Source organism: Aeromonas sp. 600774 (genome assembly GCF_049175075.1).
Classification (GTDB): Bacteria; Pseudomonadota; Gammaproteobacteria; order Enterobacterales; family Aeromonadaceae; genus Aeromonas; species Aeromonas veronii_A.
In genome coordinates this window covers 215,843-237,956 of record NZ_JAAKUJ010000001.1, presented here as the reverse complement: position 1 = coordinate 237,956, position 22,114 = coordinate 215,843, and the positions used below count along the sequence as shown (strand labels likewise).

Sequence of the window (22,114 nt, the reverse complement as noted above, 5' to 3'; positions counted from 1 at the left end):
CGATAGATAACGTCAACGTTAAAAGAATCGAATCATGCCAATGACACTCCCCGCCTTGCCCGCCAAAGCGGGCCAAAAGATCACGCTCGGCCAGCTGGTCGGCAGCAGCCTCTCGCTGATTGCAGCCCGTCTCACCAGTGAAGCCAAGGGGCCGGTACTGCTTATCACCGCCGATACCCCGAGCGCCCTGCGCCTGGAGCAGGAGCTACAGTATTTGCTGGCAGACAAGCAGCTAGCCGATCAGTCCGCCCCCGTATTGCTGTTCCCCGATTGGGAGACCCTGCCCTACGACACCTTCTCTCCCCATCAGGACATCATCTCCCAGCGACTCGAGACCCTCTACAAGCTGCCGCAGATGAGCAAGGGGGTATTGATTGTCCCCATTTCCACCCTGATGTTGCGCTGCGCCCCCCGGGTCTATCTCGACAAATACAGCCTGATGGTGAAGGCCGGTCAGCGCCTCAACCTGCAACAGCTGCGCGGGCGGCTGGCCGAGGCGGGTTACGTGGCGGTGGATCAGGTGCTGGAACATGGCGAATTTGCCGCCCGCGGCTCCCTGCTCGATCTCTTCCCCATGGGCAGTAGCAGCCCCTATCGCATCGACTTCTTCGACGATGAAGTGGACTCCATCCGCCCATTCGATCCCGAGACCCAGCGCTCCAGCGAACCGGTCAAGACGGTCAGCCTGCTGCCCGCCCGGGAATACCCTACCGACGAGGCGGCCATCGAACTGTTTCGCGGCCAGTTCCGCGAGCAGTTCGAGCTGTCGCGGGCCGAGGGCTCCGTCTATCAGGAGGTGAGCAAGGGACGCTGGCCCGCCGGCATCGAGTATTATCTGCCACTCTTCTTCAACCAGACTGCCAGCCTGTTTGACTACCTGCCGGCAGAGACCCTGCTGCTCACCGTGGGGGATATCTACCCCGCCGCCCAGCGTTTCTGGAACGATATCGGCCAGCGCTATGAAGACAGACGCTGGGACAACACTCGCCCCCTGCTACCCCCGGCCCAGCTCTATCTGCCGGTGGAACAGCTCTTTGCCTCTCTGGGCCAATATGGTGCGGTGCGGCTGCAAGAGTCCGCTACCGCCGGTGATGCTGGTCAGCACGATCTGCCCATCTCCGCGCTGCCCGACCTGCAACTCGATCACAGCAAAGAGCAACCCCTGCTGGCGCTCAACCAGTTCCTGCAAGGTTTTGCCGGGCGCACCCTGTTTGCGGTGGAATCCGAAGGACGGCGGGAGGTACTCGGCGATCTGCTGGCGCGTATCTCACTGCAACCCAAGGAGTTCCCCTCTCTCGACGCCTTTATGGCGAGCCCGGATCGCCACGGCCTGCTGGTTGCACCGCTTGAGCGTGGCTTCCTGTGGCAGGAGGTCGGTCAGGATCCACTGGCGCTGATCACCGAGACCGAACTGCTGGGCGGCAAGGTGCGCAGCAAGCGGGCGCGGGAGAAGAGCAAGAACCTGAGCTCCGATGCGGTGATCAGAAACTTGGGCGAGCTAACCCAGGGTCAGCCAGTGGTCCATCTGGATCACGGGGTCGGCCGCTATCTGGGGCTCGAAACCATCGATGCCGGTGGCCTGCCCACCGAGTTTTTGACCCTCGAATATGCCGGCGGCGACAAGCTGTTCGTGCCGGTTACCAGCTTGCACCTTATCAGCCGCTACACCGGTTCTGATAACCCGCCCAGCCACAAGCTCGGCGGTGAAGCCTGGAGCAAGGCGCGGCGCAAGGCGGCGGAGAAGGTGCGCGACGTGGCAGCCGAGTTGCTGGATGTCTACGCTCATCGCGCCGCTCGCGCCGGTTTTGCCTTCAAGCACGACAAAGAGGCCTATCGCCAATTTGCCGCCAGCTTCCCGTTCGAGGAGACCGACGATCAGCTCAACGCCATCAATGCAGTGCTGGGGGACATGTGTCAGGCCAAGAGCATGGATAGACTGGTGTGCGGCGACGTCGGTTTCGGCAAGACCGAAGTGGCGATGCGGGCAGCGTTTGTGGCTGTACACGGCGGCAAGCAGGTTGCCGTGCTGGTGCCCACCACCCTGCTGGCGCAACAGCACTACGACAACTTCCGCGACCGCTTCGCCAACTGGCCGGTGCGGGTCGAGGTACTGAGCCGCTTCCGCTCCGCTAAAGAGCAGAGCGCAGTGATGAAGGAATTGGCCGAAGGCAAGGTGGACATCATCATCGGCACCCACAAGCTGCTCGGCTCCGAACTCACCTTCAAGGATCTGGGGCTGCTCATCGTCGATGAGGAGCACAGATTCGGGGTACGCCAGAAGGAGAAGATCAAGGCGCTGCGGGCCGATGTGGATATCCTCACCCTCACCGCCACTCCTATTCCACGCACCCTCAATATGGCAATGTCCGGCATGCGGGATCTCTCCATCATCGCCACGCCGCCCGCCAAGCGACTCGCCATCAAGACCTTCGTGCGCCAGCACGAACCGGCGGTGGTGCGCGAGGCTGTGCTGCGGGAACTCAAGCGCGGCGGTCAGGTTTACTACCTGCACAATGACGTGGAGAGCATCGAGAAGTGCGCCGCCGATCTTGCCGAATTAGTGCCCGAGGCCCGCATCGGCATCGCCCACGGCCAGATGCGCGAGCGCGACCTTGAGCGGATCATGTCCGACTTCTACCACCAGCGCTTTAACCTGCTGGTCTGCACCACCATTATCGAAACCGGCATCGACGTGCCGAGCGCCAACACCATCATCATGGATCGGGCGGATCATCTCGGACTGGCCCAACTGCACCAGCTACGGGGCCGGGTTGGCCGCTCTCATCATCAGGCCTATGCCTACCTGCTCACCCCCCATCCCAAGCTGATGACCAAGGATGCGGCCAAGCGGCTTGAGGCGATCGCCTCGCTTGAAGATCTCGGCGCCGGTTTTGCGCTGGCGACCCACGATCTGGAGATCCGTGGTGCAGGCGAACTACTCGGCGACGATCAGAGCGGCCAGATTGAATCAGTCGGCTTCACCCTCTACATGGAGATGCTGGAGCAGGCGGTCGAGGCGCTGAAAAATGGCAAAGAGCCGTCGCTCGAGCAGCTGATGAGCCAGCACACCGAGGTGGAGCTGCGCCTGCCTGCGCTGCTGCCGGATGACTATATTCCGGACGTCAACATGCGCCTCTCCATGTACAAGCGGATCGCCAGTGCGGCGGACGAGCAGGAGCTGCGCGAGCTGAAAGTGGAGCTGATCGACCGTTTCGGCCTCTTGCCGGAGGCGACCAAAACCCTGCTGGAGCTGGCTGCCTTCCGCCAGCGGGCCACCGCCCTTGGCATTCGCCGGGTGGAGATGAGCGAGCGCGGCGGCTATCTCGACTTCACCCAGGAGACCAAGGTTAATCCGGCCTATCTGGTCAAGCTGCTCTCCAGCCAGCCCCGGGTCTACAAGATGGACGGGCCGACCCGGCTGCGTTTCCAGGTGCCGACTCAGGACAGGGCCATGCGCCTGAAGTTGGTGGATGGCTTGCTGGCGGATCTGGCCAACAACAGCCTGTGAGTCTCTGCAAGGCTGGCGGCGAGCCAGAGAGATAATGCCAACTAAAACGGGAGCCAAATCGGCTCCCGTTTTGTTTACGTTGGCTGGTGACTAGCGTCTCCCTTGTCCCCTTGTGGGAGAAGGGTCGGGGATGAGGGGGGCAGTGAAAACCATTCCCCTCCACCTGCCCTATCCCAGGGGGGAGAGGGAATCGCACCGGTAAATGTTGGGCTTCGGCTGCGCTCAGCACCAACCTACACCTCTGACGTTCAGCCCTGGTTGGCTGGATCCTCATGGGCGGAGAACTCGCGCATAAAGGCCTCGGCCCGCTCCACCATCTTGGTCGAGCCAACGAAGTAAGGGGTACGCTGGTGCAGCGCGGTGGGCTGGATATCCATGATCCGGCCAAAGCCGTCGGAAGCCTTGCCACCGGCCTGCTCCACCAGAAACGCCATCGGGTTGCACTCATAGAGCAGGCGCAGCTTGCCGCTCGGCGAGTTGGTGCCGGACGGATAGATGTAGATGCCGCCCTTGAGCAGGTTGCGATGGAAATCGGAAACCAGGGATCCGATATAGCGGGAGGTGTAGGGTCTGTGGGTCGCCTCATCGCGCTCCTGACAATATTTCAGGTACTTCTTCACCCCGTCCGGGAACTTGATGTAGTTGCCCTCATTGATGGAGTAGATCTTGCCCTCTTCCGGGATGCGGATGTTCTCGTGGGAGAGGCAGAAGCAGCCGATGGAAGGATCGTAGGTAAAGCCGTTGACGCCAAAGCCGGTGGTGTAGACCAGCATGGTGGAGGATCCGTAAACCACATAACCGGCGGCGACCTGACGGTTGCCCGGTTGGAGGAAGTCTTCCAGCGTCACCGGCGATCCCTGCGGGCTCAATCGGCGGTAGATGGAGAAGATCGTCCCGACCGAGACGTTGACGTCGATATTGGAAGATCCATCGAGGGGGTCGATCAGCACCACATACTTGGAGTTTTTGGAGAGTGGTGAGTCAAAGGCCACGAAGTCCTCTTCCTCTTCCGAAGCCATACCGCACACCTCGCCACGAGCTTCCAGTGCCGCCTTGAAACGTTCATTGGCGTAGACATCCAGCTTCTGCTGCACCTCACCCTGTACGTTTTCAGCGCCCATGGAGCCGATGATGTCAGCCAGCCCCGCCTTGTTTATCTCCCTGTTCACCACCTTGGCAGCGAGACGAATCGAGCTGAGCAACGAGGTCAACTCGCCGGTCGCAGTAGGATAATCTGCCTGCTTTTTGACGATGAACTCGCCCATGGTGATCATGTTTCGCATTTTTGGTCCTTTAAGATCATTTCCGTTGGCATTGAAAACGTTTGCAAGCATCGACAAAAAAAAAGCCGATCCTCGGCCGCTTTGTTTTGTAACCTAATGTAACGTCTGTTTTTTATTTTTGCAGCGAATTAAGCAGCCTGATAAATAGCCAATTTCCCCTTGCCCGATGATCATTCATGCTTTTTGCACGGTGTCATTCGATTACTTGCACCCCCTTAATTCGTGGTAATAACCTGCAGCAAGCCATAAGCTGACTGACCTTGAACCATTAAAAATGGAGTCTGATGGGCCTGTGCAGGCCTCAGCCATTGCCTCTTGAGATCCAATCGCCAATCCAGCACACTGATTTCGCTTTGGAAGCAAATAAAACTCAAGGATTATCAATGAACAAGACTCTCATTGCCGGCATGGTAGCCGGACTGTTTGCCCTTCCCGCCTGGGCTGCCCAAGTGCCTGCCGGTACCAAGCTGCTGCCAGATGCCCAACAAATCTATGTGACCAATATCGGCACCGAGCCCACTACCATCGACCCCCAGCTGGTGGAAGAGAGTGCCGGTAGCGAGATCGTCAACGATCTGTTTGAAGGGCTCTATGTACTGGATGGCAAGGGTAAACCCCAACCCGCAGGCGCTCTCAGCTACGACATCGACAACACCGGTACTGTATACACCTTCAAGCTGAGGCCGGAGGCCAAATGGTCAAACGGAGAGCCAGTCACTGCCGCAGATTATGTCTATGGCTGGCAACGGGCGGCCGACCCCAAGACCGCCTCCAACTACGCCTGGTTTATCGAATTGATGGGTATCACCAATGCCGGTGAGGTGATCCAGGGCAAGAAGAGCCCGGATACGCTGGGTGTCAAGGCACTGGATGACCATACTCTGCAGGTCACCCTTAACACTCCGGTCCCCTTCTTCCTGAAGATGCTGGCTCACTACACCACCTTCCCGGCCCCCAGAGCCACCATCGAAAAATTCGGCAAGGAGTGGGTCAAACCGGGCAACATCGTCTCCAACGGCGCCTTTGTGCTCAAGGAGTGGACCCCCAACGAGCGGCTGAGTGCCGAGCGCAATACCCACTACTGGGACAACCAGCACACCGTCCTGAACAAGGTGGTCTATCTGGAGATCGTCTCCGAAACCGCCGCTTACAACCGCTACCGCACCGGCGAGCTGCACTACACCACCTACCCACTGGAGCAGTACAAGCACATCAAGAGCCAGAGCCCTCAAGATCTGGTCAGCGCTCCCATGCTCGCCACCTATTACTATGTGTTCAATGTGAACCGTAAACCGTTCGATGATCCCAAGGTTCGCAAGGCGCTCTCGCTGGCCATCGATCGGGAAACCATTACCGACAAGATCCTGGGACAGGGACAGCTACCCGCCTTCAGCCTGACCCCACCGAGTGTCGATGGCTTCGATTTGAAAAAACCGGCCAGCCAGCAGCAGAGCAAAGAGGAGCGGATCAAGCAGGCCAACGCCCTGTTGGTCGAAGCGGGTTATGGCCCGGACAAACCGCTCAGCGTGGATATCCTCTACAACACCAACGAGAGCCATAAAAAGATCGCGCTGGCTGTCTCCTCCATGTGGAAACACAACCTGGGGGTCACCGCCACCCTCAACAACATGGAGTGGAAAACCATGGTCTCGGCACTGAACGAGGGGGATTTCGGGGTGAGTCGCTACTCCTGGAACGGGGACTATAACGATGCCTCCACCTTCCTCGATATCCTGACCTCCAGCAGCAGTGCCAACAGCGGCAAGTGGTTCAACAAGGAGTACGATGCCCTGCTGGCCAAGGCTCACGACTCGCAGGATGCAGCCGAGCGCAATCAGCTCTACCAGCAGGCAGAAGCACTGATCGAGGCTGACGCCCCTATCGCGCCGCTCTACTTCTACGTCAAATCGCGACTGCTCAAGCCGTTCGTCAAGGGTTATCCCTATGAGAGCCCGCAAGACATCGTCTATAGCCGGGACCTCTATCTGGTCGCCCAGTAACCGGTCTGGCACTACCTGATCATAAAAAAAGCGCCTGCATTGCTGCAGGCGCTTTTTCATTGGCGGCCAGCGGGCCATTGGGCCCACTTACGCGTTCGCGCAAGCTTACTCTTCGGGACAGGGCGCCAACGCCCCCCGGCGACTCCCCGCCACCACCGGACGCACCAGCAGCTGTGCCAGCAAAACACCCAGCAGAGTCAGACCGCCCCCGATCAGGTGATAGCTGGTCAGCCGCTCGCCCAGCAGGGTGATGGCAAGGCCAGCCGTCATCACCGGCAGCAGGTTCATAAAAATGGCGGTACGGTTGGCGCCGAGCAGGGTGATCCCCTGCATCCAGAGCCAGGGACAGAGTGCCGAGGCAGGGATCCCCGCATAGAAGATCAGCCAGAGCGCCCGCCCCTCGGGCAGCTGACCATCCACCAGCAGAAAGAAGGGGGTCAGGATCACCACACTGCAGAGCACCTGACCATAGAGCAGCGACCAGTTGTCGAGCCCCAGCTCCCACTTCTTGAGCAGCACGCTATAGAGGGCATAAGTACCCGCCGAGAGCAGCATGTAGACCGAGCCGATATGAATACCCTGGGTAAACAGCCGGGTAGGATCCCCCTGCCCCAGCAAGATAGACAAGCCGAGGATCGAGAGCAGCGCCCCCAGCACGGCACCCCAAGTGGGCAGCTCGCGCAGCAGCCAGATGCTAAGCAACACCGTCAACAGTGGCGTCAGCCCCATCATCAACCCCATCTCGGTGGCCCCCATGGTTTGCGCCGCGTAGTAACCAAAGGTCTGGTTGAGCACCATGCCCAGCAGCGCCAGCATGGCGATCTGCCAAAGACCAGCACACAGGCGAGCGCGTACACGCCATACCCGACGGGCCAGAAACGGGCTTAATACCAAGGCAGCCACCACCCAACGTGACCAGGCCAAGGCCGCGGGGGACAACATGCCGACCGCCAGTTTGCTGACGATGCCATTGCCAGCCCAGATGGCAATGCAGGAGAAAGGAAACAGAATGGCAAGGGGCATGAAACGATCCAGACCGAAGAGACAACAGCGGGCCAGTATAGGGAGCGACGGAAAATAAACAAAGGTGCGGAGCTGACCAGGCATCGCGCGAAAGCCAGTCGCCAGAAACAAATATGCCCGCAAAGGTGCGGGCATATCAGTGCAGAAACAGGTTCAGAAGCGCATCACGCGGCATCCATGTGCAATCTTGAGATCAGCTCGTTGACCTCGGTGACTGTCTGGCGGTGGGGAATATCCGCCGGATTTGGCATCAGCAACAAACCGGATTGGAAATCAAACCGCCCCCGACCATGAATGTAAATCCGACCTTTAAAGAAGGTTTTGACATGCTTTGCCACCATCAGTGGCAGGTACTTCTTGAACACTCTCATCGTTTGCAACCTCTTGCAGTTGTATCCGTATGACAGCAGCTTCTGCGAATTAATTCCGAAAAACATTTATAAAAATCCGGAAAACTCGCCCATCTCTTCCCAAAAAAATTCAATCTATAACTTTTTATTAACTTTTAACCTATTGTATGCGGCCCTTCGAGCCAGAGCAAGGCTCCTTTGCCATCATGCCACTCGATACAGGCAATCCCCGAAGTGGCGAACATGGGTGCTCCTGCAGCCGGGCAGAGGCTTTGCACCAGATAACCCACCAGAGGCAGATGGCTGACCATCAGGATCTGGTCATGTTGCTCAGCCAGAGTAGTGAGGTAGCTGGCCACGAAAGCGGGATCACCATAGGGAGTAATGTCGCCACTCTCTTCAACGGCTGCGGCGTCAGGTAACTCACTGCATATAGCTTGCCAGGTCTGGCGTGCCCGCAGATAGTTGCTGTGAATCACCCGATCCAGCGGGCCAATCAGCTGAGGCGCCAGCCAGCGAGCCATCTGGATAGACTCTTCAATACCCTGCTCGGTCAATGGACGCTGTTCATCTGTTTTCGCATTCATGCCAGCCTGGCCATGACGCATGATATAGATCTTCATTACAACCTCGCCCAAAGGGCCTGTTTTGATAGCCGGGGGATCTTACCCCGCTACGGGTGTGGAAACAATTGCGCTACCTCTCAGAAAAGGGTTTGCCTGACGGGATAGCGGGGTCGATAATCATGTTTAAATTCAAATAAATCCAACGTGAGTCACACGCCAATGAGCCCATATGCCAGTCCCAATGACCATCGGCAATACCATTTTCTGGAGCTGGCTAACCGGCTCAGGGTCTTGTTGATTTGTGATCCCGACACCGACAAATCGGCCGCCTCGCTGGCGGTCAATACCGGCCATTTTGACGATCCTGTCGACCGGCAGGGGATGGCCCATTTTCTGGAACACATGCTGTTTCTCGGCACCGCCACTTACCCCAAGCCTGGTGAGTACCAGCAATTTATGAGCCGTCATGGCGGCAGCAACAACGCCTGGACCGGCACCGAATTCACCAACTTCTTCTTCGAGATCGACAACGGCTTCTTCGAAGCAGGGCTGGATCGCTTCTCCCAGTTCTTTATCTGCCCCACCTTTGATCCGGAGTGGGTGGACAAGGAGCGCAATGCGGTCGACTCCGAGTATCGCCTCAAGCTGCAGGACGACATGCGCCGCAGCTATCAGGTGCATAAAGAGACGGTCAACCCGGCGCACCCCTTCGCCAAGTTCTCGGTGGGCAACCTTGATACCCTGGCCGATCTGCCGGGACGGGATCTGCGCTCCGACCTTATCCGTTTTTACGAAAGCCACTACAGCGCGGATCGCATGGCGCTGGTGATGATCTCGCCGGAATCCATCGATACCCAGTTGCAGTGGTGCTGTCGCTACTTTGCTCCCATTTTGAATCGCAATTTGGGAACCCCGACTCTCACCATGCCGCTCTACCGGCTCGACGATCTCGGCGTGCGCATCCACATCAATCCGGTCAAGGAGACCCGCAAGCTGTCGCTCAGCTTCCCCTTGCCCAATGTGGACGAGTTTTACGACAAAAAGCCCCTCACCTTCCTGAGCCATCTGATCGGTTATGAGGGGGATGGCAGCCTGCTCTCCCTGCTCAAGGCGAAAGGCTGGGTCAATCAGCTCTCGGCGGGCGGTGGCATAAGCGGCGCCAACTTCAAGGATTTTGGCGTCAACTTCGGCCTCACACCTCTGGGCCTTGAGCATGTGGACGACATCCTCGCCGCCCTGTTTGGCTATCTGAAACTGATTGGCCGCGAAGGGCTGCAGAGCTGGCGCTACGACGAAAAACGGACCGTGCTCGAATCGGCGTTCCGTTTTCAGGAGCGCGGCCGCCCCCTCGATACGGTGTCGGGGCTGGTGCTCAACCTCTTTAGCTACAAACCTGAGGATCTGCTCTACGGCGACTACATGATGCGCGAATATGACGAGGGGCTGATCCGCCGCTTCCTCGCCAAGCTCACCCCGCACAACCTGCGTATCACCATCACTGCGCCGGAAGTGGCAACCGATCGGCTGGCCCGCTGGTATCAGACCCCCTACAGCGTGGCAACCATTACCGAGGCCGAGAAAATTCGCTGGCAGCAGAGCGAACCGGATCCGGCGCTGGCGCTACCCAAGCCCAACCCCTTTATCAGCAGTAGGCTCGATCCGCGCACGCCAGAGCTTGCCGCCGACATGCCCGCCTGCCTTATCGATCGCCCCGGTTTTCGCCTCTGGCACCTCCATGAGCACCTGTTCAGCGTGCCCAAGGGCAATCTCTACATCTCCATCGACAGCGAACATGCGGTCAAAAATCCGCGCAATATCGCCATGGCGCGCCTTGCCGTGGAGCTGTTGGCAGACCACCTCAACGCCCTCACCTATCCGGCGGAGCTGGCGGGGCTGGGCTACCAGATCTATGCCCATCAGGGGGGCTTTACCATCAACCTGAGCGGTTTTGCCGACAAGCAGCCGCTGTTGCTCGACATGATCCTCGGCAACCGCACGCTGGGGTATCCGGATCCGGGCCGCTTCGCCGAGATCAAAGAGCAGCTCATCCGCAACTGGGACAACCAGTCCAAGGCGCGCCCCATCTCCCAGCTCTTTAACCAGCTCACCAGTTTGCTGCAACCGAACAACCCGCCGTTCGAGCAGTTGCTGCGCCACCTGCGCACCGTCGAGCTGGAGGAGATGCCCGGCTTCGTGGCCCAGCTGTTTGGCGAGGTGCATGTCGAGGCGCTGGTACACGGCGACTGGACTGCCGCCGAAGCGCTGGAGCTGGCCGCCCTGATGGAGCGCCACCTGAGCGATATCAATGGCACCAGCAGCAAGCCGAGCGGCGAGACCCGTCGTCCGCTCATCTCCATTCAGGACAGGGGCACCCTTATTCGCGAGCAGGGTTGCGATCACGAAGACTCGGCACTGCTGGTCTACTACCAGTCCCGTACCACCCGGGCGCGGGATCTCGCCTGCTTTACCCTGGCGAACCACATCATGTCCTCTACTTTCTTCCACGAGCTGCGCACCCGCCAGCAACTGGGGTATGTGGTGGGTGCCGGCAACCTGCCCCTCAATCGCCATCCGGGGCTGATCTTCTATATCCAGTCGCCGGTGGCGGGGCCGCAGATCCTGCTCGATGCGGTGGAGGAGTTTATCGACCTCTTCCCGCTGGCCATGCTCGAATTTACCGAGCAGCAGTGGCAAGAGAGCAAGGCGGGGCTGCAAGCCCAGCTGAGCGAGCGGGATGCCAACCTGCGCAGTCGCGGCCAGCGGTTGTGGGTCAGTATTGGCAACAAGGACCTGGGGTTCGATCAGCGGGAACGGGTCTGCGATGAGGTGGGCAAGTTGAGCCGCGCCGATCTGGTGCGCTTTATCACCCAGCTGCGCTCGCGCACCTCCGATCGGCTGATCCTCTGCAGCTATGGTCAGGGGCACGAACATGACGAGCGGATCACCGGCCAGTTTATCGATGATCCACGGGCATTTCGGCTCAATGCCGCCACCTTCGAGGCCTGATCAGGCCTCGACATCCTCCATTTTCCTGCCCGCGGCAAATCACAGACAATAAAAAGCCGACCCATCAGGGTCGGCTGGAAAAACCATAACAATTGCGACCAAAGCCGCCAAAAGTGAACATGAGCGTGAAAATCAGACACTGAGTTGCTGATCAGCAAGCGGGAAAGACCCGATACTCGCTTTGCAATGCCAACAGTGATTGAGAAACAGCCTCATATTAGGCACTCCCCCCGCCAATCACGTTGATCTACGTCAAAGGAGGTAGCGAAGAGCGCATAGCCCGATGATTTGTCGGCGCAGATCACCCTTTGCTCGCCCGTTAGCTGCCCGTTAACCCCGGCGAACCAGCCGGTAGGCTACCTCATCGAAGTAGGAGAGCTGGCCCGACAACACCCGCGGGTGATCCACCTCGGCGGCGCGCCCCAGCACCTCGATACGAAAATCGCGCTCAAACAGGGCTCGCACCTCCATCTCACCCACCGAGAAGGGGGGCTGACTCTGCTGCTCCGGCTGATATTCAAGGGTCACCAGCAGGATCTGGCCGCCGGTCTCGACCAGCGAACTGATCAGGGCTGCATACTGGCGGCGCATCGCGGTCGGCAGGGCGATCAGCGCCGCGCGATCATAGACCAGCCGGTAACAGCGACCCAGACTGGAGGCGGCGAAAAAATCCCCCTGAAAAATGCGCAGGCTGTCCACCTGATGACACTGATAAGGGCCTACTTCGCTCACGGTCGCGGCGAGCTGGTTTTCACTGAAGAACTGGCTGACGGCAAGGCTCGATAGCTCGAAACCGTCGACCGGATGGCCCTGAGCGCTCAGCCAGAGCATGTCACGGGACTTGCCGCACAGGGGAACCAGCACCGGCTCGTCCGCTTGCTGGGCTGACCACCAGGATTGCAGCCAGTGGTTGAAGTCCGCCTGATGAAAGCCAATCCGGTTCTCTTCCCAACGCTGATGCCAAAACGCAGCTTCCATCGTTATTACCCTTCTGTACTAAAGATGCCTCAATATCACAACTTAACCGGCACCGCGCAACCCTCTGCCCTCCCCTTTTTGCCGCGCAGCCTCGGCGTGTTATCGGGAGAATGGCGGGACGTCACCTTGCCGTGCGCCTCGCTGTCGCAATGAGCGCTATTGGCTGCGTTTATAACGTGCCTGCCAACGTCAATTAGATCACGACAGCGTGGCGCGAGCGGCCGCCAGCTGACGCTCGATATAAGCAAAATCGGGGCGTTCGGCGGGGAGTTCCGAGAGGCAGGCCGCTTTGAGCTGATGCAACCCATCAAGCAGTGAGTCTTGCGTATCGCAATGGGCCAGCAGCTCCTCCAGCAGGCAACCAAAGGCGCGCACTTCCAGTCGCTCAAGGCCCATGGCCCGCTCGCGGTCGCAGCGGTCATATAAGGAAGCGGCGCCAAAATCCCCCAGCAGGGCGCGAGCCGGTGCGTCAGAACCACGGGCAAAAAGAATATTGTGACCGTAGAGGTCCCCGTGCATGATGCCCGCGCGGTGCAGATGGCCAGTCACCGAGGCAATGCCGTGGGCCATCGCCAGCGCATCCGGCACACTCAGATGCAGCCCCTCGGGATAGATATCCCGGGTGCAGGAGTCCAGGCTCGGCGGCCCGGCCAGATTGGCAAAGGCCGGGTCGATCAGCTCCATCACCAGCGCCGGAATGCCGGAGGGGTGATCCGCCACCTTGCCTATCACCTTGATAAGGTTGGAATGAGTGCCCGCCGCCAGCGATGCCGCCATCTCGCAGCGGGGCAGTCCATCGCTGGTCACCGCCCCCTTGAACAGCTTGACCGCCACCTGACTGGCATCGGCTCTGCCGCTCGCCTGAGTCACTTCATCAGCACTATTACCCACAAGGGTGGCGCGATGGATAACGCCGGATGCTCCCTGCCCCAGCAGATCGCCCAGCGCCAGCGTCTCCCAGGCAATCGGCGTGACATGGGCATCATCGATGGCCCGCGCCTCCTCCCCTTCGCTAAAGGGGTTGCCGGAGTAGGCAAGCCATGAAAGGCGCGGCAGCGAGAGCAGCCACTCGGGGAAGCGTTCGATGCGGTTGGCGGCGATGCGAAGCAGTTCCAGATTGCGGCAGTTGGCAAGGCTCGTCGGCAGCTCGCGCAGGCGGTTGCCCGCCAGCATCAACTTTTGCAGGGCGTCGCACTGGCCCAGCTCATCGGGCAGCCTTTCAATTGCGTTATCGGTCAGGATCAGCCAGCGCAAACCGGCGGGCAGCGCCCTGGCCGAGACGGTGGCAATCCGGTTGGCCTTAAAGCCCACCATGGTGAGCGCCGGGCAACGCCCCAGCACCTCGGGCAGCTCGGTAAAGCGGTTCTCGGAGCAGAAGATGATGCGCAGTTTGCCAAACCCGGCCAGCTCGTCGGGGAGCGCGCTTAGCTGGTTGCCGGTGAGATCCAGCACCTCCAGCGTCTCTTTCAGGCTCAAAATCTCGGTGGGGAACTCCGTCAGGTTTTCACAAAGCTTCAGATGGCGGGCACCGCACAGTTCACCTGCGCGCAGCTGTTCCAGAGTATGCATAACCGTTTCTCAATCCTGATGATCTGCCTGATGACGTAGCCAGCCATCAGCGCGCGCCGAACCCGGGTCCGGCGATTTTAAAGGGGGGCATTATAAAGAATCAGAGGGGCAGATCACCCCTTGTAGCTTGAAAGTATGCGGCTTATACGATCGCCAAGACAGCGACATCTATTGCACGTTGGCAGCGCTTTGCTCACGGCCTGCTTGCAATGCCGCTGTAGCATGACCTGAATGCACAGCGTAACGAATCCTTATTTCCGTCCGCACCCCAGCGATTGAATAAATGCCAGCGTACGACGATTAAACTGTTCCGGCTGCTCCACATTGCAGACATGGCCGCACCGCTGGATCACCGCCAACGAGGAGCTGGCATCGATGGCCACCTGTTCGCGCACCGGTGCCAGAAACATATGATCCTCCTCCCCCATCACATAGAGGGTGGGAATGGGCAGGGAGCGTTCGCGAAAATAGCGCATCAGCGGGTTGACCTCGGTGGCGAGGCGGAACCAGCGCTTGAACTCTTTCTGGCAGAGCTTGCGGGCCTCGCGCACAAAGAGGTTGCGCGACTCCTGATGGTGCTGGCGCGGCATGATGATGAAGGCAAACAGCCGGTAGAGCCACATATAGGGCAGGAAGTGCTGGCCGAGTCGGCCCAGCTGCACCAGCACCCGCGATCGGATATCGAGCCGCAGGATGGCGCCCCCCAGTACCATGCTCTTGACCCGCTCCGGGCAGAGCTCGGCCAGATGGCGAATCAGGATGGTACCAAGGGAGATGCCGACAAAGTGGGCGCGGCGGATATCGAGATGATCGAGCAGCCGAACGATATCTTCGGTCACTTCCCGAAAGCTGTAGTGGCCCTTGACCACCTGTTGCAGCTGGTGGGACTGGCCGTGGCCGCGCAAGTCCAGCAGCAGCACATTGAAGTGCTCGCGATAGGCGCGCAGCTGCTTGAACCAGATGGAGGAGCTGCCACCGGCGCCGTGGACAAACACCACCCAATCCCGCTCGGGACCTAGTTCGAAAGTCTTGTGATACAACATCCAATAGGCTCCCTTGGTGATGGGGGGTATACTCGGCTGGCGCATATTAACAGAACAGGCCCGCCGATAGATATGCGCCTGACATGACCCGGATCACCCCTTGCGCGAGAACCCACCATGGATTTGACCCGTTTGCGCCACTTTCTGCTCTCCCTGCCGGGCACCACCGAAGATACACCGTTTGGCCCGGAGATCCTGGTCTACCGCATCGCGGGCAAGATGTTCGCGCTGGTGGATTGGCAGGCCGAGCCGCTTACCATCAACCTCAAGTGCGAGCCCGAGCTAGCGTTGCTGCTGCGCGAGATCCACCCCGAGGTCAAACCGGGCTGGCATATGAACAAACAACACTGGAACACAGTGACCCTGAACAGCACCTTGCCGGATGATCTCTGGCAAGGCTGGGTGCTCCACTCCTATGAGCGGGTTGTCGCGGGTTTGCCCAAAGCCAAACGGCCACAGGCGCCGCGCACCCTCTCCCCCACTGACGACCCAACCTTATGACGCCAGCACTGCGTATTATCCCCCTTGACGAGACACATATCCCCGCCCTCGTGACCCTGTTTGAGCAGGCGGTGCGACACAGCGGCCCCGAGCACTACAGCGCAGAACAGGTGGAGCAGTGGGCCCTCGGTTCACAGCATCCGGGCTTTGTCGGCCAGCTGCGTGAACACCACGGCTGGGTGGCAGAGCAGGCAAATGTGCCTCTCGGTTTTGTCACTCTGAGCTCCGATGGCCACCTCAGTCTGCTCTATGTGAGCGCCGACCATCAGCGCCAGGGACTGGGCAATCTGTTACTCACCACGGCGCTCGCGGGAGCCAGAGGGCTCGGTCTGACGCTCATCACCACCGAGGCCAGCGCCTTCAGTTATGAGCTATTTTTACGACATGGCTTTACGTTGACCGGGCTGGAGTGCGTGGAGCGGGGCGGAGTCAGTTTTACTCGCCATCGCCTGCACTGCAGCTTGCCAAGCTAGAGCAAGCCACTAAAATACGCTCAATTTTCGTATTGTTACTGTATTGAGGCAGCAACCATGGTGGTAGAAAGTGAAGGCTATATCTCGCTGATCGAGTATCTGGTGGAGAGTTTGGGATTGTTTGAATCCCAACAGCAGAGCGATGGTGACGAGACCATCGAAGACCTGGTCAGTGGCCGTGTTGCCAGCAACCTGATGGCCATTTGCGAACAAAACCCCCAGCTCGATCCCAAGGTGCGTTTCGCCATCATGCAGGAGGCCGACGCCGTGGTCGCCGATCTGGAAGAGGTGCTCTCTGCTGTCTGGCTGCGCGCCCCGACCCCGGAACAAAAAACCTTCCTCATCGAATTTATCGATCTCATCAAGAACCTGTTCGACAGCGCGATCGCCTGACCGATCGCCCCTCCCGAGCGAAAACAAGCAGATATGAAAAGGGCCGCCTTGGTGGGCAGCCCTGCTTGCTATCATTTTCAACCCGCCAGTGCGTTCATTCATCAGGCGGTTATCAAGGCAAGAAATGTGTCTGGACTTTGCATCCGATCCCTGGACGCTACCTAGTTAGTCCCGACTGGTCGCAATAAGTTCCCTCCTCCGACCATTTATTTTCACTTTTATTAAGAAATCGACTACAAACCTGTTCAGCGGTTCAGGCTTGGCGGCAAACAGACTCCAATGCCACCCAATCCGCAGTAGCCATCCGGATTTTTCTCCAGATATTGCTGATGGTAATCCTCGGCGTAGTAGAAGGGCGCCAGCGGCAGAATGCGGGTGGTAATGGCACGACTGTCGCCGCTTGCCGCCATCGCCTGCTGATAGGCCGCCATGCTCTGCTGGGCAATGATCTGCTGGCTCTCATCGCCATAGAAGATCACCGAGCGATACTGGGTACCAATGTCCCCGCCCTGACGCATCCCCTGCGCCGGATCGTGCTGCTCCCAGAACAGTCTGAGCAGATCGCCGTAGCTGATCACCGCCGGATCAAACACCACCTGCACCGTCTCGGCATGACCGGTCAGGCCGCTGCACACCTCTTTGTAGGTGGGGTTCTGGGTCACACCGCCCTGATAACCGGCCGCGGTGGAATAGACGCCCGGCTGCTGCCAGAACAGGCGCTCCACGCCCCAGAAACAGCCCATACCAAACCAGGCGATCTCCATGTTCTCGGGCCAGGGACCCTGGGTCGGGTTGCCATTCACCGCATGCTGCTGACCAATCACCATCGCTTCGCGTCGTCCCGGCAGGGCATCTGCCGGTGAAATAATCTGTTCCATGAATTCTGTCCTTGTATAAAACCCTGTGAAATCACACAGCTGACGAAAAGGAGCATCGAAGATAGCAGTTTATCGCGCTGGATCAACCGGCGGGCCCCTCCCCGCTCGCCCCAACAGCCATCTGCGCTTCCAACCATCCTTTCCCGATCTGCACGGCCAAGCCGCCCCTCGTAGAGACCAGAAACGGCCAAAATCAATATTTAGTCTTGATTTGTGAATTAATTTTCATATATTGAGCCAATCGCTGTTTTTTTATGGAAGAAATATCAAGTGCGTGAACGCGAACCCAGTCTGGTCAATGCCTTCCGGCAATCCACCCCCTATGTCAATGTGCATCGGGGTGCCACCTTTGTGCTGATGATGGGGGGAGAAGCCATCTGCCACCCCAACTTCGCCAATATCGTCAGCGATATCGCCCTGCTGCAGACACTGGGCATACGCCTGGTGCTGGTGTTTGGTTCACGTCCGCAAAACGATGAGGCGCTGGCCCGCGCCGGTATCGAGGCCCAGTATCACAAGCGGATCCGGGTCACCGATGACGAGAGTTTCACCATCATCAAACAGGTGTGTGGCGGCCTGCAATATGACATCACCGCCCAGCTCTCCATGGGGCTCGCGAACACCCCCATGCAGGGGGCGCGGATCAGTGTGGTGAGCGGCAACTTCGTCACTGCCCAGCCACTGGGGGTGGATGATGGCATCGACTTTTGCCACAGCGGCCGGGTGCGCCGCATCGACGTGGAGGGGATCACCCGCCAGCTCGATCAGAAGAGTCTGGTGCTCATCTCCCCCATCGGCTGCTCGGTCACCGGCGAGAGCTTTAACCTGAGCTCCGAAGAGGTGGCCCGCCGGGTGGCGGTCGACCTCAAGGCGGACAAGCTCATCTGCTTTAGCAGCACCCAGGGGGTGATGGACAGACGCGGCGAAGCCATCTCCGAGCTCTTCCCCGAGCAGGCCGAAGAGCTGCTGGTGGAGCTGGAGCAGGCGGGCGAAGAGATGTCTGGCACCGCCCGCTACCTGCGCGCAGCCATTGCCTCCTGCCGCGGCGGCGTGCCCCGCTCCCATCTGGTGAGCTATCAGGATGATGGAGCCATGTTGCAGGAGCTGTTCAGCCGTGACGGCCTCGGCACCCAGATAGTTCGGGAAAGCGCCGAACAGGCCCGCGCCGCCACCATCGAGGATATCGGCGGCATTCTGGATTTGATCCGCCCGCTGGAGGAGGAAGGCATTCTGGTGCGCCGCTCCCGCGAGCAGTTGGAGATGGAGATCGACAAGTTCACCATCATCGAGCGCGATGGCCTCATCATCGGCTGCGCGGCCCTCTACTGCTTTATGGAAGAGGCGATGGCGGAGATGGCCTGCGTCGCCATCCATCCCGACTATCGCAACTCCAACCGGGGGGATCAGTTAGTGGCCAAGGTGGCCGAGCGGGCCAAGCGGCTCGGGATCCGCCGCCTGTTCGTGCTTACCACCCGCTCCATCCACTGGTTCCGGGAGCGGGGCTTTGATCCGCTGGAAGTGGAAGATCTGCCGGTGGCGCGCCAGCGTCTCTACAACTGGCAGCGCCGTTCCAAGGTTTTGTCAAAGACCATTGCCTAAGTCATTGATCCTGCGTTGAGTTAGCTGACAATTTGAACTTTTTCACAAACTCGATTGACAGTGCAATCCAACGCAGGGTATTTCTAAATGCACTCCACCACCCTGGTGGAGCCAGAAGAGGAGCGCTGCCCAGGCAGCCCAAGGGAGGACGCCAGCGTCCGGTGAACTTGGGTCAGGGGGAGCAGCGCCGAGACGAGTGAGGAGACTGGTAACCTCAACGTCGGCTGCGGGGGCTGAATCCCCCGGGTTGTCATCGGTAGTGATCATCCCCCACCGCGCCCTGTCAGGGGCGGTACGGGATGGGCTCTGCAGGTGGAGTGCTTCTGGCCGGGATAGCTTCGTTCATTCCTGCCATTTTCAGCCTCCTCCTCTCTTTTTTGCCCGATGGAACCGGAATCTTAAAATAAGACAGGAGTAAGCAATGAGCCCGATCAATGTCGCCAAGTTTGGCGGAACCAGTGTCGCCAACTTCCCGGCCATGAATCACTGCGCCGATATCGTGCTGGCCAATCCCGCCACGCGGGTGGTGGTACTGAGCGCCAGCGCCGGTGTCACCAACCTGCTGGTCGCTCTGGCACAAGGTGAGCTGGACGAAGCGGGCCGCGACGAGCAGCTGGCCAAGCTGTCCGACATTCAACAGGCAATTCTGGCCGACCTTGGCCACCCCGCCGAAGTGACGGCGCTGATCCACGATCAACTCGGCGAGATCCGCACCATGTCGCAGCAGGCCAGCCAGCAGACCGATGCCGAACTGGCTGATCGCCTCATCGCCTGTGGCGAGCTGATGTCTACCCGTCTCTTTACCGAACTGCTGCGCCAGCGCGGCGTCAAGGCCCACTGGCAGGATGTGCGCCAGCTGATGCGCACCGACAGCCGCTTTGGCAAGGCCACCGTCGATCTGGCCACCACCCGTACCCTCTGCCAGCAGACGCTGGGCCCGCAGCTGGGCGACAGCCTCATCATCACCCAGGGCTTTATCGGTGCCGATGGCGATGGCCGCACCACCACGCTGGGTCGTGGCGGCTCCGACTACAGCGCCGCCCTGCTCGCCGAAGCGCTCGATGCCGCCAGTATCGAGATCTGGACCGATGTGCCCGGCATCTACACCACGGATCCGCGCCTCGTCACCCGCGCCCGCCCCATTCCCGAAATCAGCTTTGTCGAAGCGGCCGAGATGGCCACCTTCGGCGCCAAAGTGCTGCACCCTGCCACCCTGCAACCGGCGGTGCGCCAGAATATTCCGGTGTTTGTCGGCTCCGCCAAGGATCCTGCCGCCAGTGGTACCTGGATCCGTGCCAGCACAGATTCAAGCCCGCTGTTTCGCGCCGTCGCCCTGCGCCGCCAGCAGGTGCTGGTGACCCTGCACAGCCTCAATATGTTCCACGCCTACGGCTTTCTGGCCGAAGTGTTCGGCATTCTGGCCCGTCACCGCATCTCGGTGGATCTCATCACTACCTCGGAAGTGAGCGTGTCATTGACGCTGGATCACACCGGCAGCCAGAGCAACGGCGAGCCGATCCTGAGCGACAAGGTACTGGCCGAGCTGGGGCAACTCTGCAAGGTGGAGGTGGAAACCGGTCTGGCACTGGTGGCGCTGATCGGCAACCGGATGAGCGAAGTGAACGGGGTGGGCAGTCAGGTCTTTGACGCCCTGCGCGAGCACAACATCCGGATGATCTGCTACGGCGCCAGCGCCCATAACCTCTGCTTCCTGGTCAAGGAGAGCGAGGCGGGCAATATCGTCAACCGCCTCCATCAGGAGTTGCTGGACTGACCCTCACCGCGATGCGGTTCCTACCATGCAACAGGGCGCCGACAAGGCGCCCTGTTTATTTATGTATCACTGACGTATTGGCTCAGGCAAAGCTGGTGGCGGGCAACTGGCAGGCCACGGCTTCGCGGCGCAGCTGCTGCAAGCGGGCCAGCAGCCCGGTCTGGCCAAGCTCCGTCTGTTGAGATGAGAGATTGTCCACCAGCAGCGGATAGTGATCCGTTACCGCCTGCTCCAGCCAGTCAAGACGACGCAGGGTCAGCGGGCCGCAGCTCTGGCCGCTCAGATCATCGGCCACATCGAGCTGGTGGCTGCGATACATGTCCCGCCACCAGTTGGCGGCCAGCGCCTCGTCACTCGCCAGCGCGGTGCTCCACTCCCCCTGCAGGGCTTGCAAGCGGGCCAGCACAGGGGCACTTGCCCCTTCGCGGATCAGGTGATGGATCTCCCGTTTGACCCATTTCAGACAAAGCTCGCGCCAATAGCGAAATTGCGGCAAGGGATCGGCCTCATCGAGCCAGAGCCCCGAGAGAGTGCGGGTCTCCAGCCGCTCCGGCACATGGAACTGCGAGTCGACCAGACCATTGGAGTTGTATTCAAAGCGGGGGTCAAAGGTCCACATATAGCCAAAGTCGAACACGCAGATCTGCTCGCCATCATCGAGCAGGTTGCCAGGGCTCGGGTCCCAGTCAAACCAGCCCCAGCGGGCCAGCTCACCCTGCACCTCCAGCATCTGGGCCAGATTGCGCTCGTTGAGCTGATGGACCGGCACACCCCGCAACCAGGGGGAAACCAGCACTCCAGCCCGCGCCGAGCCAAAGCTGGTGCAGACCACATGGGAGAGGATGGTGGGATGCAGCTCGCGCAGCGCCTCGATTTCACGCCGCCGTTCCAGCTCGGTGAGGAAAGCGGTCTTGCCATCAAGGTTGGCTACCAGCGAATCCTGACGCCGCCGCTTGAGGCACCAGTGATGCCCCTCTACCTTGAGGTGAAACACCTCGGCGGTAAGACCGTGGCGATAGACCTTGACCACCGCGGGATGAGTATCCTTTAGTTTGGTCAGCTGGGCCAGTGGCAGCGGACAGTCGCGCTCGCGTCCGATCCGGATCTCTTCCTTGCTCTCCAGCATGCGCAGTAATCTGGCCTGACGCGCCATCACCTTAGGATTCATAC

General features: G+C 59.7%; 17 protein-coding genes and 1 riboswitch. Of the genes, 8 read left to right on the top strand and 9 right to left on the bottom strand.

Annotated features, from left to right (window positions below; genetic code table 11):
- Positions 1 to 40: 40 nt before the first annotated feature.
- Complete coding sequence (gene mfd / locus G5171_RS01000) at positions 41 to 3,508, top strand: transcription-repair coupling factor (protein ID WP_421259801.1); 3,468 nt, start codon at positions 41 to 43, stop codon at positions 3,506 to 3,508.
- Between the two features lie 248 nt (positions 3,509 to 3,756).
- Here the strand turns inward: mfd and fbp are convergent, their stop codons facing one another.
- Positions 3,757 to 4,791, bottom strand: coding sequence for a class 1 fructose-bisphosphatase (gene fbp, locus G5171_RS00995; protein WP_421259678.1), 1,035 nt, complete (start codon positions 4,789 to 4,791; stop codon positions 3,757 to 3,759).
- A 383-nt stretch (positions 4,792 to 5,174) separates the two neighbouring features.
- Here fbp and G5171_RS00990 point away from each other — a divergent pair, with 383 nt between their 5' ends.
- Positions 5,175 to 6,791, top strand: coding sequence for a peptide ABC transporter substrate-binding protein (locus tag G5171_RS00990; RefSeq protein WP_421211287.1), 1,617 nt, complete (start codon positions 5,175 to 5,177; stop codon positions 6,789 to 6,791).
- Positions 6,792 to 6,896: 105 nt separating this feature from the next.
- On the opposite strand, the gene G5171_RS00985 is transcribed toward G5171_RS00990, so the two are convergent.
- The 3 genes from G5171_RS00985 to sixA all read right to left on the bottom strand — a co-directional run bounded on the left by G5171_RS00985 (position 6,897) and on the right by sixA (position 8,787).
- A complete protein-coding gene (locus G5171_RS00985; protein ID WP_421211289.1) occupies positions 6,897 to 7,814 on the bottom strand; it encodes a DMT family transporter in 918 nt (305 codons plus the stop codon).
- Between the two features lie 164 nt (positions 7,815 to 7,978).
- Positions 7,979 to 8,185, bottom strand: a complete 207-nt coding sequence (locus G5171_RS00980) for a DUF1107 domain-containing protein (protein WP_005336998.1) — start codon at positions 8,183 to 8,185, stop codon at positions 7,979 to 7,981.
- A gap of 134 nt (positions 8,186 to 8,319) precedes the next feature.
- Positions 8,320 to 8,787 (bottom strand): phosphohistidine phosphatase SixA, encoded by a 468-nt coding sequence (sixA, locus tag G5171_RS00975; RefSeq protein WP_021230584.1) that lies wholly within the window; start codon positions 8,785 to 8,787, stop codon positions 8,320 to 8,322.
- A 162-nt stretch (positions 8,788 to 8,949) separates the two neighbouring features.
- Between sixA and G5171_RS00970 the strand changes: the two genes are divergently transcribed.
- A complete protein-coding gene (locus tag G5171_RS00970; RefSeq protein WP_421259677.1) occupies positions 8,950 to 11,736 on the top strand; it encodes an insulinase family protein in 2,787 nt (928 codons plus the stop codon).
- A 330-nt stretch (positions 11,737 to 12,066) separates the two neighbouring features.
- Here G5171_RS00970 and G5171_RS00965 read toward each other — a convergent pair whose 3' ends face one another.
- The 3 genes from G5171_RS00965 to G5171_RS00955 form a co-directional block, all read right to left on the bottom strand.
- Positions 12,067 to 12,714 (bottom strand): thiopurine S-methyltransferase, encoded by a 648-nt coding sequence (locus tag G5171_RS00965; protein ID WP_421211293.1) that lies wholly within the window; start codon positions 12,712 to 12,714, stop codon positions 12,067 to 12,069.
- A 198-nt stretch (positions 12,715 to 12,912) separates the two neighbouring features.
- Complete coding sequence (locus tag G5171_RS00960) at positions 12,913 to 14,283, bottom strand: leucine-rich repeat-containing protein kinase family protein (protein ID WP_421259676.1); 1,371 nt, start codon at positions 14,281 to 14,283, stop codon at positions 12,913 to 12,915.
- Between the two features lie 251 nt (positions 14,284 to 14,534).
- Complete coding sequence (locus tag G5171_RS00955; RefSeq protein ID WP_216978623.1) at positions 14,535 to 15,326, bottom strand: alpha/beta fold hydrolase; 792 nt, start codon at positions 15,324 to 15,326, stop codon at positions 14,535 to 14,537.
- Between the two features lie 117 nt (positions 15,327 to 15,443).
- Between G5171_RS00955 and G5171_RS00950 the strand changes: the two genes are divergently transcribed.
- Genes G5171_RS00950 through G5171_RS00940 form a run of 3 tightly spaced genes read left to right on the top strand, consistent with a single transcriptional unit; the run spans position 15,444 to position 16,693 of the window.
- A complete protein-coding gene (locus tag G5171_RS00950) occupies positions 15,444 to 15,827 on the top strand; it encodes an MmcQ/YjbR family DNA-binding protein (protein WP_216978622.1) in 384 nt (127 codons plus the stop codon).
- Positions 15,824 to 16,300 (top strand): GNAT family N-acetyltransferase, encoded by a 477-nt coding sequence (locus G5171_RS00945; RefSeq protein WP_216978621.1) that lies wholly within the window; start codon positions 15,824 to 15,826, stop codon positions 16,298 to 16,300. Before G5171_RS00950 ends, G5171_RS00945 begins: the two co-directional genes overlap by 4 nt.
- A 57-nt stretch (positions 16,301 to 16,357) precedes the next feature.
- Positions 16,358 to 16,693 carry a DUF3802 family protein gene (locus tag G5171_RS00940; RefSeq protein ID WP_421259675.1) on the top strand — a complete coding sequence of 112 codons (336 nt, stop codon included), beginning with the start codon at positions 16,358 to 16,360 and terminating at the stop codon, positions 16,691 to 16,693.
- 245 nt (positions 16,694 to 16,938) lie between these two features.
- Here G5171_RS00940 and msrA read toward each other — a convergent pair whose 3' ends face one another.
- Complete coding sequence (gene msrA / locus G5171_RS00935) at positions 16,939 to 17,571, bottom strand: peptide-methionine (S)-S-oxide reductase MsrA (protein WP_005352745.1); 633 nt, start codon at positions 17,569 to 17,571, stop codon at positions 16,939 to 16,941.
- 270 nt (positions 17,572 to 17,841) lie between these two features.
- On the opposite strand from msrA, the gene argA reads away from it, so the two are divergent.
- Complete coding sequence (gene argA, locus G5171_RS00930) at positions 17,842 to 19,170, top strand: amino-acid N-acetyltransferase (protein WP_005345063.1); 1,329 nt, start codon at positions 17,842 to 17,844, stop codon at positions 19,168 to 19,170.
- 107 nt (positions 19,171 to 19,277) lie between these two features.
- Positions 19,278 to 19,501: riboswitch (Lysine riboswitch) on the top strand.
- 90 nt (positions 19,502 to 19,591) lie between these two features.
- Positions 19,592 to 20,944 carry a lysine-sensitive aspartokinase 3 gene (gene lysC, locus G5171_RS00925; RefSeq protein ID WP_337072120.1) on the top strand — a complete coding sequence of 451 codons (1,353 nt, stop codon included), beginning with the start codon at positions 19,592 to 19,594 and terminating at the stop codon, positions 20,942 to 20,944.
- An 82-nt stretch (positions 20,945 to 21,026) separates the two neighbouring features.
- On the opposite strand, the gene G5171_RS00920 is transcribed toward lysC, so the two are convergent.
- Positions 21,027 to 22,112, bottom strand: a complete 1,086-nt coding sequence (locus G5171_RS00920; protein ID WP_216978618.1) for a hypothetical protein — start codon at positions 22,110 to 22,112, stop codon at positions 21,027 to 21,029.
- Between the last annotated feature and the right edge of the window lie 2 nt (positions 22,113 to 22,114).

Excerpts from the sequence above, each read along its gene's own strand:
- mfd (WP_421259801.1), top strand. The coding sequence starts at position 41 with ATGACACTCCCCGCCTTGCCCGCCAAAGCGGGCCAAAAGATCACGCTC.
- fbp (WP_421259678.1), bottom strand. The coding sequence starts at position 4,791 with ATGCGAAACATGATCACCATGGGCGAGTTCATCGTCAAAAAGCAGGCA.
- G5171_RS00990 (WP_421211287.1), top strand. The coding sequence starts at position 5,175 with ATGAACAAGACTCTCATTGCCGGCATGGTAGCCGGACTGTTTGCCCTT.
- G5171_RS00985 (WP_421211289.1), bottom strand. The coding sequence starts at position 7,814 with ATGCCCCTTGCCATTCTGTTTCCTTTCTCCTGCATTGCCATCTGGGCT.
- G5171_RS00980 (WP_005336998.1), bottom strand. The coding sequence starts at position 8,185 with ATGAGAGTGTTCAAGAAGTACCTGCCACTGATGGTGGCAAAGCATGTC.
- sixA (WP_021230584.1), bottom strand. The coding sequence starts at position 8,787 with ATGAAGATCTATATCATGCGTCATGGCCAGGCTGGCATGAATGCGAAA.
- G5171_RS00970 (WP_421259677.1), top strand. The coding sequence starts at position 8,950 with ATGAGCCCATATGCCAGTCCCAATGACCATCGGCAATACCATTTTCTG.
- G5171_RS00965 (WP_421211293.1), bottom strand. The coding sequence starts at position 12,714 with ATGGAAGCTGCGTTTTGGCATCAGCGTTGGGAAGAGAACCGGATTGGC.
- G5171_RS00960 (WP_421259676.1), bottom strand. The coding sequence starts at position 14,283 with ATGCATACTCTGGAACAGCTGCGCGCAGGTGAACTGTGCGGTGCCCGC.
- G5171_RS00955 (WP_216978623.1), bottom strand. The coding sequence starts at position 15,326 with ATGTTGTATCACAAGACTTTCGAACTAGGTCCCGAGCGGGATTGGGTG.
- G5171_RS00950 (WP_216978622.1), top strand. The coding sequence starts at position 15,444 with ATGGATTTGACCCGTTTGCGCCACTTTCTGCTCTCCCTGCCGGGCACC.
- G5171_RS00945 (WP_216978621.1), top strand. The coding sequence starts at position 15,824 with ATGACGCCAGCACTGCGTATTATCCCCCTTGACGAGACACATATCCCC.
- G5171_RS00940 (WP_421259675.1), top strand. The coding sequence starts at position 16,358 with ATGGTGGTAGAAAGTGAAGGCTATATCTCGCTGATCGAGTATCTGGTG.
- msrA (WP_005352745.1), bottom strand. The coding sequence starts at position 17,571 with ATGGAACAGATTATTTCACCGGCAGATGCCCTGCCGGGACGACGCGAA.
- lysC (WP_337072120.1), top strand. The coding sequence starts at position 19,592 with ATGAGCCCGATCAATGTCGCCAAGTTTGGCGGAACCAGTGTCGCCAAC.
- G5171_RS00920 (WP_216978618.1), bottom strand. The coding sequence starts at position 22,112 with ATGAATCCTAAGGTGATGGCGCGTCAGGCCAGATTACTGCGCATGCTG.